Annotated in this window: 9 protein-coding genes, 1 tRNA gene and 1 pseudogene; 7 read left to right on the top strand and 4 right to left on the bottom strand. The window is 39.8% G+C overall.

What is annotated here, in order from left to right:
• Positions 1–8: 8 nt before the first annotated feature.
• The 3 genes from FNZ24_RS13805 (at position 9) to FNZ24_RS13795 (ending at position 4822) form a co-directional block, all read left to right on the top strand.
• Complete coding sequence (locus tag FNZ24_RS13805) at positions 9–1727, top strand: glycogen synthase (RefSeq protein WP_153915289.1); 1719 nt, start codon at positions 9–11, stop codon at positions 1725–1727.
• A gap of 505 nt (positions 1728–2232) precedes the next feature.
• The gene (locus FNZ24_RS13800) at positions 2233–3030 is read left to right on the top strand and encodes a hypothetical protein (protein ID WP_153915246.1); all 798 of its coding nucleotides are present in this window, start codon (positions 2233–2235) and stop codon (positions 3028–3030) included.
• Between the two features lie 445 nt (positions 3031–3475).
• On the top strand, positions 3476–4822 hold the full coding sequence (locus FNZ24_RS13795) for a hypothetical protein (RefSeq protein WP_153915244.1): 1347 nt from the start codon (positions 3476–3478) through the stop codon (positions 4820–4822).
• 287 nt (positions 4823–5109) lie between these two features.
• Here FNZ24_RS13795 and pabB read toward each other — a convergent pair whose 3' ends face one another.
• Positions 5110–6540, bottom strand: coding sequence for an aminodeoxychorismate synthase component I (gene pabB / locus FNZ24_RS13790; protein WP_153915242.1), 1431 nt, complete (start codon positions 6538–6540; stop codon positions 5110–5112).
• Positions 6541–6734: 194 nt separating this feature from the next.
• On the opposite strand from pabB, the gene FNZ24_RS13785 reads away from it, so the two are divergent.
• From FNZ24_RS13785 to FNZ24_RS13770, 4 genes are all read left to right on the top strand, one after another.
• The gene (locus tag FNZ24_RS13785) at positions 6735–8273 is read left to right on the top strand and encodes a fumarate hydratase (protein ID WP_153915240.1); all 1539 of its coding nucleotides are present in this window, start codon (positions 6735–6737) and stop codon (positions 8271–8273) included.
• A 294-nt stretch (positions 8274–8567) separates the two neighbouring features.
• On the top strand, positions 8568–10628 hold the full coding sequence (locus FNZ24_RS13780; protein ID WP_153915238.1) for an alpha/beta hydrolase family protein: 2061 nt from the start codon (positions 8568–8570) through the stop codon (positions 10626–10628).
• Between the two features lie 646 nt (positions 10629–11274).
• Positions 11275–11907: a YchE family NAAT transporter gene (locus tag FNZ24_RS13775; RefSeq protein WP_153915236.1), complete on the top strand. Its 633-nt coding sequence runs from the start codon at positions 11275–11277 to the stop codon at positions 11905–11907.
• 212 nt (positions 11908–12119) lie between these two features.
• A tRNA-Ser gene (locus FNZ24_RS13770) sits at positions 12120–12207 on the top strand.
• Between the two features lie 248 nt (positions 12208–12455).
• Here the strand turns inward: FNZ24_RS13770 and FNZ24_RS13765 are convergent.
• The 3 genes and pseudogenes from FNZ24_RS13765 to FNZ24_RS13755 form a co-directional block, all read right to left on the bottom strand.
• Entirely contained in the window at positions 12456–13370 is a 915-nt protein-coding gene (locus FNZ24_RS13765; RefSeq protein WP_228768492.1) for a hypothetical protein, read from the bottom strand.
• Between the two features lie 75 nt (positions 13371–13445).
• On the bottom strand, positions 13446–14933 hold the full coding sequence (locus FNZ24_RS13760; protein ID WP_194945065.1) for a VWA domain-containing protein: 1488 nt from the start codon (positions 14931–14933) through the stop codon (positions 13446–13448).
• A 13-nt stretch (positions 14934–14946) separates the two neighbouring features.
• Positions 14947–15133, bottom strand: a pseudogene (locus tag FNZ24_RS13755) (hypothetical protein); the annotation flags it as partial.

The following is a 15133-nucleotide window of genomic DNA, read 5'->3' as shown; positions in this document are numbered from 1 at the left end:
AAGTGTTGATGATCGCAGCAGAGAACGATGCAATAAAAGGGGCCAAAGTTGGTGGAATGGCCGATGTTATCCGTGACTTACCACCAGCACTCGCCAAAGTTGATGTGTGTGTTGATGTGGCAATGCCTAATTATGGTTTCATTGCCAAAGACAACAACGCAGAGTTTATTGCTAAGGTCGTGGTAAAGTTTGGCGCCAATCTTGAAACAATCGATGTCTATAAAATGCCTGCGCCATTTTTAACAGCGACTGGCTTGCAAGATAAAAGCACGCAAGGCAAAAGTATTGAGTTAACTAACTCAGTTTATTTGTTTGATCATCATTTATTTAATAGCCCAGATAACCAAGTGTATACCGAAGGCGCTCCAGACCGTCCGTTTGCAGAAGATGCCACGAAGTTTGCCTTGTTTAACTTAGCCGTAGCACAAGCTTATATCGATGCCGTCATAGCCCCAGTTGATATCTTGCATATGCATGATTGGCATGCTGGAATGTTAGTGATGCTTCGTGCCTTTGCATCTGAATATGCAGAGCTTAAAGCCTTACCTTGTGTGTTTTCTATTCATAATTTAGCCTTACAGGGCATTCGTCCAATTCGAGAAGATGTGTCCTCATTTACGGCATGGTTCCCTGAGTTAACGATGAAATTAACTCAAGCACAGAAAACGCAAATCAGTGACCCACGTTATCCTCATTGTATTAACCCGATGAAAATGGGCATTGAACTCAGTGATAAGGTCCATTTAGTCTCGCCGACCTATGCCAATGAAGTATTAATGGCATCCGATCACCAAAACGGTTTTTTTGGCGGTGAAGGTTTAGAAGGCTCATTGCTGGATAAACATCATCGAGGTGACGTTGTCGGCATACTTAATGGCTGTATTTATGAAACTCAGGCGACTCATGACCAAGCGTCTCATAACCAAGCGTCTCAAGCGTCTCAAGTAAGTACAGTGTCGAAAGTGTCGAAAGTCGCTAAATCTGTAAAGCCTGTTTCCAGCAAACAAATTGCACAAGTATTTGAAAATTCTCAGCAAGCCGTTATCAAGTGGCTTGGTAAATCTGAGTATGTAAAAGCCGTCGATCAAATTGCTTTAACACGCTTACAAATGCTGATGGCAAAACAATCAAAGCCAAGTGTAGCCTGTGATTTTTTAATGACATCAGTAGGGCGTTTAACCGATCAAAAAGTGTTATTGCTAAGGCAAGCTAACGGTAATTCAGGTTCCATTTTACAATCAGTTTTACAGCGACTAAAACAAGCTAAACCTAAAGCAATATTTATTCTTTTGGGCAGTGGCGATAAACAAATTGCCGTAGAGTTTCAAAAAGCCGCTGCAAACAACGATAACTTTGTATTTCTTAATGGTTACGATGACAGTTTATCAACCAGCCTATATCAATATGGTGAGCTGTTTATGATGCCAAGCAGTTTTGAGCCTTGTGGAATAAGCCAATTATTAGCCATGAAACATGGCCAAGTGTGTATTGCTCATGGCGTTGGTGGCCTAAGGGACACGATTGCAGATAAACATAATGGCTGGTTATTTGAAGGCAATAATTTACAACATCAAGCCCAGCAATTGCTATTAGTTCTCGAGCAAGCGTTAACCATGCACAATGACAACCCAGATGAGTATTTGGCCATGAGACAATCTGCCAGTGAAGTTCGATTTACTTGGCACAAAGTCGCGCAAGAGTATTTAGAAAAGCTTTACTCTAGTTAAGGTTAATTATCTAAAGGCTTGATAAACAAAGCTCGCACATATAACAATCTGCGAGCTTTGCATCTTGAGCACATGGCTGTTAGTCATTGATATTAATCCTGATCAATCTATCTTCTTCCTGATCAAACTTAATCAGTAAAGACTTAAAACCTACCTAAAAGAGCTATCGAATCTTTAATGTAAATCCATTAAGCTATTGAAAATTGGTTTTAATTCAGTATTAACTTCTAGGAAGATGCTAATCCGAAATCAAGTGATTTTTAGATTATGGTGGGTTGAATGGCAAAGTTTAGTTTTCATAAAGAAGTATGGTTATTAAAAGATCCACAATGGCTGTCCGATAGGGCGCTTGCTTGGGAGCCCATAGAATTAAAAGATGTCGTTGATATGTGTTAATTATTTTTTAAATGGGTGACGGGTATATATAAAATTGTCTAAAAGCGTATCTGCTTGGTGGGATAGATGCCGAGAAATAAACGAGTTAATTACTGCAAGTGGAGTTTTAATGAGTGATTGGAAGTGTGACGACAAAGAGTGGATGAAGCAGCGTAAAAAAGAGTGGCCGCAGTATCGGTTTAATATTTCTGAGGCTTTGATTGAGGTTACAGACTTATCTAAAGAAGAATTAAACTGTTTAAAAAGCTACTTTCTCACCGGTGATAACAATGCGCTTGAAACACTTTATAAGATAAGGAGTGGTTTACTTCTTGAGCTCTGGCTGCATCCAAGTGAAAACACGGACACATTAAAACAAGTGTTTCATCGCCATTGTGAAGAAAAAAAAATCTATTCAGATATGCCTGCCTATAGGATGAATGATAGAAACACTTTTTATTCTTCTGCGCAGCATAGGCACAAGATACCTTATAAAGGGGTTAGCCTATTTAATGGTCGGGAGTGGGTAATCGATCAAGTTTTTATGCCTCAGACCTTAGAGGAGTATATTGAGCTTGAAGGTGAATGCGAGCGAGAGTTCCTTGTTAGAAAGTTTTGTATGGATCCTTGCTATGATTGGGGGGATTTTCTGACTAGAAAAGAACGTTTCGATACCGATATCTGTGTGAATAAGATAGATATATGGAAATCTGCAGTTAAGTTAAGTTTTGAACAGTATAAAGATGAAAAAGGAATCGTGTGGCTTATTGAAGATCTTGATACTTTTTTAGCTTCAACAGGTGAAAAACATCCCAAACAGATTAAGTTGGCGCAAGACATTATTGATGCCATCAATGAACCTGAAATGCCTCAAGCGTTAAGGGATCGAGTTGAAGAAGTTAGAACCAGTCAATACGCAACCGAGTAACATAACGAAAATAAATAATATGCAGGTTATGACAACATTGGCGAAGATAAATAACATGGCCCCCACGCTAATGTCTTTCAGACAATTACGCTTTTATTTAGATGAGCCGATAAGCTTGATAAACATCGTCAAGCAAATTCTGCTGCCATTTTTTCGATAAATCGATTTTGTTTAATGTTAATTAGAATGAGTGACTTAGGCCAGAAATCAGATGATAACTTACGATATTTCAAATATTAAAGCGTCAATAGATATTCCTGAAAACAATTTCTGGGTTGTATTTTTAAAATAGGTGTTATGTTTAAATTAATCTTTTTCTAAAAGGGATTTAATGGCATTTTTAATCAATATTACTCCTTAATCAAATAGGTTAATGAAAGACTTTTTAGATAATAACTTGCTGGAAGGTATGGAAGACTTAATTAACGCGGTGGAGTAGTAGAACATGTATTGGAAAGTGGAAGATAAAAAATGGATGAAGGCTCGTAAGGTATTATGGGCTGAGTTAAAAAAATGCCTATTAGAGCACCAATACTCTAAAAAAGAAGTTAAATATATGGAGCCCTATTTTCTAAAGGGAATACGTAAACAAGAAGATATTGCATGGGCAGAACCTGTACCGCTTATCTACTGTTTAGCGTGGCACCCATCAGATGATATTAACGTTTGGTTTGCAGAGTTTCAGCGCATCAAGTCTGAAGCCCGCTGTGAAGAATCAATGCTGGGCAGTATCAGCACTAGCTATTTATTAATTAAAAATAGAAGTCGATTGTCGACGCCATTAAATGCGACTGAAAATGTAAAGTCACTTTTTTTACAGCGTGAGCAACTACTTTATCAGTTTTTATTCTTAAATCAGCAGTTTCTCGATGACGCTTATGTTAAACAGGCTGAGCCAGCTCGGCTTGAAGCGCTTCGGCCGTTAAATAGCGGAGCGTTATTTTCTATTGATAAGTTGGGGGGGATTATTAAAGATAATAAAGAGGGTGAACCATTCGCGCCATATTTTAATGCTTTCTCTATTCAGCATCTTTGTCATTTAAGTCAATATCTCTCTACAGAAATGTATAGAAGACAAATGCGATGGGATGATTCTGAAGACATACTGGGGCGGATGCTGGCAACTAGCCTGCAGTTTTACCTGCAAAGGCTACAATATTCTGCGGCGTTTCAAACAATCGCAGAGCTTTGGTTTAAGCAACTTGATTCAGACGAGATTGCCCCAGAATGGAAAACCATTTGGGCGAATGCCAAGGCGGGTAAGTACCTAACAGACGATGAATACTTTTCAAAAGATGAAGCTGATGAAGTGGATATTGAGAACAATAAGATTAATGTAGAAGATGAACTTAAGCAGTTACTCCTTGATGGGACAGATAGAAGTGAAATCATAGACTGTTTAGCGGAGTATTTTGAAGCCGAAACGATTACGTTATTTGATATTGAGGATTTAGATAATATTCGCCCACCTTACTCAGTTTTTATTGACCCCTTAGAGCAGTTAGTTAAGTTACGTGGCGAGCTTGATAGTGTTAGCTACCAAGATGAAGTTAAAGATGATGTATTAACGATTAGTTTAAATGAAAAAGTAATAGGTGAGATTAATCTGGATGAGGTTTTTAGCAATGAAACTGCAGATTACTTTCAGCAGATTATAGATTTGGCTATGGCGTGGTTTCCGAAGCAAGCATTATTATCGGTTGAAGAGGGGGCAATTTCCTTGTTTATCTTACCAAGACCTATTTTTAACCTGCTAAAAGAAAGTGGAATTGAGTCAGATTTACTCAACTAATCATAAAGTATCCCATAGAAACTTATAAAAATATTCTAATAAATAATGGCCAGCTAACTGTTCTTTCTCTTTAAATGTTCTTGTTGAAAACAACGCAGTTAGAGAGCCTTTAATTAGATTAGAAGAATCGTTTTATTGCATATCTTGTAACTGTGTAAAATAAGGCTTAATTATCTTTGATATTTTCACGGCTTTCAATTTTATGTTAAATCAAGGTCCGCAAATTAATGATTAGCTGGCCTTGTATTAATATGAGTTGATTGAGAATAACCAATAGTTTTAAGATGTTATTGATTAACCTGCTCAAGCACGGGCAAAATTTTACTGACCTTATCAAAGGCTTCTTGATACTCAGCATCCACATCGGAATCTGCAACTATGCCGCCGCCAGCCCAGCAATAGATGGTATTGTTTTCGGTGACTAATGTGCGGATGGTGATGCTCGTGTCCATATGGCCATCTTGGCTAATATAACCAATACTTCCGCAATAGATATTTCTTCTTGATGGCTCTAACTCTTCGATAATTTCCATCGCGCGGATTTTAGGTGCGCCAGTAATTGAACCACCAGGGAAGGCCGCTTTTAATAAATCGACAGCATCATACTGAGGGGCAAGGGTGGCTTCCACTGTACTGACTAAATGATGTACTGCTGGGAAACTTTCAATATCAAATAGCTTAGGAACACTCACAGAACCTGCAGTAGCGACTTTACTGATGTCATTACGCAGTAAATCCACAATCATCACGTTCTCGGCGCGATCTTTCTGTGATGCTTTAAGCTTAGCGGCATTAGCATTATCTTCTTGCGGCGTTTTACCGCGCGGTAACGTGCCTTTGATAGGTTTTGTAGAGACTTTATCGTCTGTCAGCTGGATAAACCGCTCAGGGGATATTGATAAAATACAATGATCTTTTAAGCGTATAAAACTTGAAAAAGGGGCTTTGTTGGCATCTGATAAAGCGCAATAAGCCTGCCACTCACAGCCTTCATAGCTGGCATTAAATCGCTGAGTTAAGTTGATTTGATAGCAATCACCTTGATGTAAGTAGGTTTGAACTTGTTCAAATCTTTGCTGATATTGCGCTTTTGTGGTTTGGTTTTGCCAAGTCGAGGTTAGTTTAAATGCATTGTTCTGCTGGCATTGCTTACTGGTGTTATGTACTTCATGAAGTTTTGCTTCAAATTTTTTCACTTCAATATTTAAGGCGTTATTGCCAAGGTAGTGCGTGGCATACCAGCACTTCTCTTGATGGCTAAACAATAAAGCAAAGTCATAAAAACCAATGTTGACATCGGGCAGTTGAATATCTTTCATGGCTTGTTGGGGCAATTTTTCAATGACTCGGCCTAAATCATAGTTAAAACTGCCCACTGAGCCGCCACTAAATGGCAGCTTACAATTAAAGCGGCTTGGATAAAGCTTGCTTTGCATTGCTTGCAGTGTTTCAAAAACATTAGCAGTGGCAGTGGAGTTGATATCAGATTGAGTTTGTCTTGTGGTTACTATTGACCAGTCGATGCTTGACCCATCACTGACAAGGGTAGCAATCGGGCTAAACACTATGATGTCAAAATTGGCATCTTGATGTGGGGTTTGAGTTGAATCTAATAACATCGCCCAGGGTTGATCGCTCACCACGCTGAAAACCGTGTGGGTGTCTAATGCCCAATTTAGCTTTGTTATAGCAAGAGAGTCTTGGCTCAACTGTCCCATTAATACACCTATTTAAAATGTCATGTAGCCCAAAAAGGCTGGAAAGAGTATCATATTGTCCCTGAAAGGATTAATAGCTAATTGAATGTAATTTTGAATTAACTGATTAAGATACATTTTCAGTTCTAACTCAATCTTGTATTCATATAAAAATAAAACAAGTTATGCCGCAATGGCTGCTGGAGCGCCCCTATATGTCTACAAATTCTTCTGCGAATGTCGTGATTAAGCAAGCTGACTTTATCGAAAGTATTGCTGATTCGCTGCAGTATATTTCTTATTACCACCCAAAAGATTTCGTTGATGCGATGGCAAAAGCCTATGATCGTGAAGAAAGTGCTGCTGCAAAAGATGCAATCGCCCAAATCTTGATCAACTCGCGTATGTCGGCAGAAGGCAAACGTCCTTTATGTCAGGATACTGGGATTGTAACCACTTTCGTTAAAATCGGTATGGCCGTTCAGTGGGATAAAACTGACATGACGGTTCAAGAGATGGTTGATGAAGGTGTTCGTCAAGCTTATACCAACCCTGATAACCCGTTACGTGCATCGATTGTTGCTGACCCTGCTGGTACTCGTAAAAATACCCGTGATAACACCCCATCTGTAGTACACATTGATATGGTACCTGGTGACCATGTTGAAGTGATGATTGCAGCTAAAGGCGGTGGATCAGAAAACAAATCTAAAATGGTGATGTTAAACCCTTCAGATGATATTGCAGCTTGGGTTGAAAAAACCTTGCCGACAATGGGCGCTGGCTGGTGTCCACCTGGAATGCTTGGCATAGGCATTGGCGGCACTGCTGAAAAAGCCGCTGTGCTAGCAAAAGAATCGTTAATGGATCCTGTTGATATCCATGAGTTAATGGAGCGCGGTGCTGAAACCACAGAAGAAAAGTTACGTTTAGATATTTTTGAGCGGGCTAACAGCACAGGTATTGGTGCACAAGGTTTAGGCGGATTAACAACAGTTTTAGATATTAAAGTGAAGTCTGTACCGACTCATGCGGCATCTAAACCTGTTGTGATGATCCCTAACTGCGCAGCGACTCGTCACGTTCACTTCCATTTAGATGGCACAGGCCCTGCAGATTTAAGCCCACCATCATTAGCTGATTGGCCTGAGATTACACGTGAAGCGGGTGAAAACACCCATCGCGTCGATTTAGATAACGTCACCCAAGCTGAAATTGAAACTTGGAAGAGTGGCGACACCTTATTGCTAAACGGCAAAATGCTGACAGGTCGCGACGCAGCGCATAAACGCATTCAAACGCTAATCGAATCTGGCGAAGGTTTACCTGAAGGCGTCGACTTTACCGGTAAGTTTATTTACTACGTTGGCCCAGTTGATCCAGTAGGTAACGAAGTAGTTGGCCCAGCTGGCCCAACAACAGCAACCCGTATGGATAAGTTCACAGATCTTATGCTAGAAAAAACAGGTCTGATGGGCATGATCGGGAAATCAGAGCGTGGTCCACAAACTGTTGAGTCAATTAAAAAGCACAAAGCGGTTTACTTAATGGCAGTGGGCGGCGCAGCTTACCTTGTATCTAAAGCAATCAAAAAATCGCGCGTTGTCGCATTTGAAGATTTAGGTATGGAAGCGATTTACGAATTTGATGTGCAAGATATGCCGGTTACTGTAGCTGTTGATACTCAAGGTATTAATGCGCATGAAACGGGTCCTGCAATATGGAAAGTCAATATTGCTAACGCTAAAGACTAATTAGTTATAAAAACAAGTCAGTATTATATGGGCATTATTGCCGTATAAACGCACAAATTGACTAAAAAATCACGCTCAGAAATAGATTGACTCATTTTTTTGATTCACTCTATTGCCTGAGCGTTTTTGTTTGGGTACTGTGCTTAGCAGTAATTTTTAAACACAGTGCTTTCAGTTCGACAACGCTAATCTAACAGGGCCGCATTAGCGTGTGATCCCGTTAGGAATTTATTGAATGTTATAAGCGGTGTGATTGCCATAAAAAACACAAAAATAACAAGAGAACTTCATCAAATGAAAAAATCCTCGCTATTACTCGCGCTTGCCACAGCAGGCTTAGCGCTTTCTGTCCAAGCAGCAGAGCCAACTAAAACCCCATTTAATGTACAGCAGTTAGTTAACTTAAATAAATTACATTCAGCTGCAGTATCAAATGATGGCAGCAAATTAGTTTATGCGGTAAAACACATTGATGAGCAGGGCGATAGTAGCTCAGATTTATATTTACTGGATTTGACCAATAAAAATGCTAAGCCAGTGCAAATTACTTCGCATAAAGGCACTGAGCATGACGTTAACTTTAGTGTTGACGATAAATCTATTTACTTCCTTGCTGCTCGCGATGGCTCAAGCCAGCTTTATAACCTGTCTTTATCAGGCGGTGAAGCTTTACAGGTCACAGACTTACCGTTAGACGTTAATGGTTATAAATTATCAAATGACGGCAAACAAGTTGTCATGAACATGCGCGTCTTTCCAGAGTGCAAAGACTTAGCTTGTACTGTTGACCGTATTGCAGAAGAAGAAAACAAAAAGACTACAGGCCGTGAATACAAGCAGTTGATGGTTCGTCATTGGGATACATGGGAAGACCATGCCCGTAATCATTTATTTGTCGGTCAATTAAATGGTAAGCCTGTCACTGAAGTCGTTGATGTTACTTTTGGTTTAGATACTGAAACCCCGCCAAAGCCGTTTTCTGGTATGGAAGAAGTCACATTCACAGCTGACGGTAAACACATTGTTTATAGCGCGAAAGCACCCAGTAAAGATCAAGCTTGGACCACTAACTACGATTTATGGAAAGTGCCAGTAACTGGTGGTGAAGCTGAAAACCTAACTGAAGAGAACTTAGCTTGGGATGCACAGCCAACCTATTCAAAAGATGGTCGTCAATTAGCATATTTAGCGATGAGCAAACCTGGTTTTGAAGCAGATCGTTACCGTATTATGTTACGTGACACTGTAACTGGCGCTGAAAAAGAAGTGGCACCACTTTGGGATCGCAGCCCTCATTCACTCACCTTTAGCGATGATGGCCGTACCTTGTATGTCACTGCGCAAGATGTGGGTCAAGTCAGCATCTTTGAAGTTAACACTCAGTTTGGTGATGTGCGTCCTATCTATAATGATGGCAGCAACAGCTTAGTGGCAGTCACTGACTCAAGTATTATTTTCAGTAACAAGTCATTAGTAGAACCGGGTGATTTATACAAAATCAGTTTGGAAGGTGAGAACCTGACTCGCTTAACTAATGTTAACGAAGAAAAGCTTGCCGAGATTCAATTTGGCGAATTCCAGCAGTTTAACTTTAAAGGCTGGAACAACGAGACAGTACATGGTTACTGGATCAAACCTGCTAATTATGAGTCTGGTAAAAAGTATCCTGTTGCTTATTTAGTTCACGGCGGCCCACAAGGATCGTTTGGTAATTCATTTAGTGGACGTTGGAATGCGCAGCTTTGGGCTGGTGCAGGTTATGGCGTAGTGATGGTCGACTTCCATGGTTCTACAGGTTATGGCCAAGCATTTACTGATTCAATCTCAAAAGATTGGGGTGGTAAGCCTTTAGAAGATTTACAAAAAGGCTTAGCAGCTGTTGGTCAACAACAGAAATGGCTAGATACTGATAACGCTTGTGCATTAGGTGGTTCGTACGGCGGTTACATGATGAACTGGTTCCAAGGTAATTGGAGTGACGGCTTCCAGTGTTTAGTTAACCATGCTGGTTTATTTGATATGCGTTCTATGTATCACGTAACCGAAGAGCTATGGTTCCCTGAATATGAGTTTGGTGGCACTTACACTGAAAACAAAGAACTGTATGAGAAGTTTAACCCAGTAAACTATGTTGAAAACTGGAAAACGCCAATGTTAGTGATCCACGGTGAAAAAGATTACCGTGTACCTTACGGTCAAGGCTTAGCGGCATTCACTTACATGCAACGTAATGATATTCCTTCTGAATTGCTAATGTTCCCAGATGAAAACCACTGGATCCTTAACCAAGACAACTTACAACAATGGTACAAAAACGTACTTGGTTGGATGGATCGTTGGACTGAGAAAAAATAGTTATACGAATACTTCTGATTAAACAAAAAGAGATGCTAATAAGCATCTCTTTTTTTGTCTGATTTTATAACGTGGAACTCACCGTTTAATCATTGAGTCGTTAAATAGCGTTGGAGATTTAGCTATTGTTGTCAGCCATTTTAAGTTCGGTAGGTGGGCATTTATGTCCGCTTTTTGTTATCCATAGAAAATAAGCTAACCTTCTTCTAGATCCAGTAATTTTGCGTTGACCGTTTTTTTGGCTGATTCTATTTCGTTTACCCATGGGAAACCTCAATTTACTGTATTGAATAAAGTGAAAACAAAAGCTAAACAGTAATTTATATTCAGAAAGAGAAATATTATAACAAATATTGCACTCTGTAGGCTGAAAAATAATAATTTTCGGCTTAAATTGAAATTAAATTTCACCGTTAGGGCTTCGTTGTTTATTTGGTACAAGAGTGAAAATGAAGGGTGAAATGTGATTCAAGGCATACTTTTTCATAAGTAAATCTAATTCGAAAAAGCGAATATATTCATAGATTAGATTTTTTATTAACTGGTTCAAAGTTTTAAAAAATCTCATTTGATAAAAAGCAAATAATCAGTAAAGTTGCGCGATTATTTTTTGGACCACAAAACCATATAATTTGAGGATTTGCTTGTGGATTTCATGCTTTACGTTAAGTTTTTCTTAGGACTGGTTGCCATCATTAACCCAGTGGGTTTATTACCGGTTTTTGTAAGCTTAACCAGTCACCAAACAGAAGAAGAACGTAACCACACTGGCAAAGTCGCTAACTTTGCGGTTGTTGTGATTCTATTAGTGACGATATTTATTGGTCAGCATATTTTGAATATGTTCAGTATTTCACTGTCAGCGTTCAGAATCGCTGGTGGTAGCTTGATTGCGATTATTGCGATGTCGATGTTGCAAGGTAAATTAAGTCCAGTAAAGCGAAACCAAGAAGAAGATCGTGAAGCGTCTGGTATGGAGTCAGTGGCAGTTGTGCCACTAGCATTGCCATTAATGGCTGGTCCGGGTGCTATTAGTTCGGTGATTGTGTTTGCATCCGATCACAACAAGATGGTTGATTTAATCGGAATGTCGATAACGGTTGTCGTCTTTGGCCTAATGAGCTTTGGTTTATTTAGGCTCGCACCAGTGATTTTTAAAATATTAGGTACCACAGGCATTAACGTCATTACTCGTCTGATGGGTCTTCTGATGTTATCCATTGGCATTGAGGTGGTTGCTGCGGGCTTAAAAGGCTTGTTCCCAACCTTAATGGCGTAATCAAGATGGCGTAATCAAGGTTAATCACCTCAGTTTAAAACCATTTTGAGCAGCAAATGCGCAATAGAATGGGAATAGGGGATTTTCTCTTGACCCACTATGCGCATTTGCGTAAAGTACCGTCCGTTCACGAACATCTTGATATCAATATCTAAATTGACTAATCAGTATTTGGCGTTTGTGATAATTGCTACAAGATAAAAATTTGAAATGGTGACGTGTCCGAGTGGCTGAAGGAGCACGCCTGGAAAGTGTGTAAGGGGCAACCCTTCGAGAGTTCGAATCTCTCCGTCACCGCCAAATTTTCTTACATCTACCTACTCTTACAGAACCTGTTTAAAAACATATACTCCTCATAAAATAAGCACATTTACATCTAATTAGTATACTTATTGTAGATTAATGAATCTGCACACCGATATACGAGAAATTTCGCTTAAGATTAATTGGATAGCTATTGATAGACAGTCGCTATTTAAAAAAGCAGACTTAGCCTAATGTGTTCATTATTGCGATTCAATAACCTTGGTGATATTTAAACCTCTTAATTAAAAACCTAAGTCTAACAATCGGTCAGTGGCTTGCTTTGTATGTTTCCTTGAGAGGAAGTCTAAATACTCAGGGCTTTGTGTTTTTGGCATAAAATCTTCTATAAACCTAGCTGGGCGGATCAATGCTAGCGTATTGTCATTCTTGCAGATCAGGTCGACTGTTGGATTGCCATTGTAGTCAGTGCCATAGATGATATAGGTAGCGGGAGTTTGTGTATTTAGGTACTGGTTCAGTTTCGGTCTTAGGCTATTTTCGAAGTTACGATACGCCATACGTGCGTCATGGGCACAATCATTATTAGTTTGGTTATTGGTTGTAAACTCGACTCTATATAAAGGTTCACGTAGCGTATTTTCTTGGCATAAGTATGAGTTCATTTGTATTCGGTAGGGATACCTCTGCTCAATCCAGGAAAACACTGTCTTTTCGATGGCATTAAGAATGAAGTGAACAGCTGAGTATAGTGATGCGTAGTAAAATGTATTCTCGATAAATAAGCCCGCCCAATCACCATTGTATTGGCTGATAAACTCTTCTGGTGCAGTAGAGTAGTATTTGGGTACGTCCATAGCATCAGCTAGTTCTTCGGAACGTTCCTTATCGACCTCGTTACCGCTTGCGAAGTGATGGTTTTGATACTGCCAATGTGGAGTGTCGTAGCTTAGCAAATCAGCGAAATCGCAGATGCTTGTTCTTGTACGACAGGGTTCATGTATTGAAAAGTAGTCTTGCCCCTTGCCACGTATTTTCTGTTTTCCCGCATTGATTTGATAGATGTTTAGAGAAGAGCATGCACCTAGTGCTTTCTCTTTATCTTCTTCGTTGAGCAGGCTTATTCCGGGGATGTATTTTTCAAGAATTTGCTGTTCGTTAAGTTCTAATTTCACTTTAGTACTACCTCTGGCTGGCACTATCCGTTTTCGGCTGGCTAGCATAGTTGGATATGACTAGCCAGCATTGAACGAACACCTATTATGTTTACCTTGCTATTGGCTAGCAACGGCAGTTTGCTGTAGAACTTCTATCCTGATAACTTCAACAAGACTTCCATTCACATCTAACTCTTTACATAGCACTCTTATCAAACGAGTGACATGGCGGCTAAGCTGGTTGTCAGAGTTAAATTCGTTATATAGGCTCAACCAGGCTGCCACTAGTTTTTGTTCGCTATATCCCGCATTTTCAAGCTGGTATAGGATTTCTATTACTTCCTCTGTCTCACCCATTTCTTCAATATCATAGATATCAAGCTCACTTAGCGCTATTGGGTTATCAGGTGTAAACTCTTCATTGAGCGCGTCAGCTAATGACGAGTAACGTATACTGGTTTTCTTGTTATCAGTGAATGACTGAATCATGCTTTTGGCTTTTGATAAAATGGAGTGACTGTTTTCGTTTTTCAAAAATGCAGGAATATCTAAGTCGTCAACTTCTGATTGTTTTCTTAAGAAAGCAGGTATTGATAAAGGGTCTGCAGCCTCTACAGTTACGGGTGGTGCGCCATAAACAGTTTGGTTTGTATTTGAGCTGTTTATATCAACAGAGCCGAATCCACTTTGCCCGGCAGCAGGTTGATGAGGGATTTGTTGTAACTCAGGAATAGGAAGTTGACCACAGTTATCGTTGTGTTTAACTAATATATAACTCGTATCATGGGTCAGTAATTGATATTTTTCAGCCAGTGCTATTGCTTCAGTTTTTTCAAGTCCCACTAAACGGTCATGAGCTGCAAGCCTTGCAAGTAAGCCTTGGTCATTTACTTTTTGAGATAACGTGATCGTCGAGCCATAGACTTCATTCTCATTTTCTAAGCTATTACATTCCGTCTCAAAGAAAAAATCAGCTATTGCTGCTGGGTACCCTTCATATTGGCACAGTAGGTTAACGGTATCGCCTAAAAAAATAGCACTATTATGGGCGGGAACTGATTCAAAACACAGTGGGGCAGCATATTTATCGCTAAGACTAAATTGAGGGTTGTAAATACGAGTCTGCTTTATACGTTTAAAGTGTTGCAATATTCGTTTGTTCATTTCTTCGTTTGGTGTAACGAATTCACTCGCTCCACCAGTTTGATTGGCAAGGTTTGACAAAAAGGCCTCGCTTACTGCACTTCCTACACCCACTATAAAATGGCGGTGCTCTGAATGCGTAGCATTTGCAAGTAATTCATCTTCGCTCCAAGTTTGACCATCGGTAATGAGCAGTATATCGGTTGGTAAATGGGGTATTGTTTTTGAGTTGTAGGCTGCAGTTAATGCTGGTTGCATTTCAGTACCACCTAGATTGGCTGCAAGTATCTGTAACTTATCCTTAGCGATACTAATATTTGTGCTATCAGCAATAACAGATTCGTTGAACAGTTGATGGTGAACAGAGCCAAATAGAATGATATTGAAATAGTCTTGAGCATCTAACAAATTGAGCATATCAATTAATGCGACACGCGCTTGGGCAATTGAATCACCGGCCATTGAACCTGAGCATCCAAAACTCAACAGGCACCATTTCAGCCATGTCATAACGAAAGCCATCAACGCCTTTAGCTAGCCAGTACTCTGTAATGTCTTTAAATTTAACCCAAGAGTCTGGGATTGATTCTGGTTGTTGTGATTGCCAAAACTGGTGATGCTCTGCAGCTGGTTTTGTCGCGAAACCTTCAGGTAAAACCGGA

This window comes from Shewanella sp. TC10 (assembly GCF_009663145.1).
Taxonomy (GTDB): domain Bacteria; phylum Pseudomonadota; class Gammaproteobacteria; order Enterobacterales; family Shewanellaceae; genus Shewanella.
The sequence above is the reverse complement of the archived record's forward strand: the minus strand, read 5'-3'. Positions and strand labels throughout refer to the sequence as shown.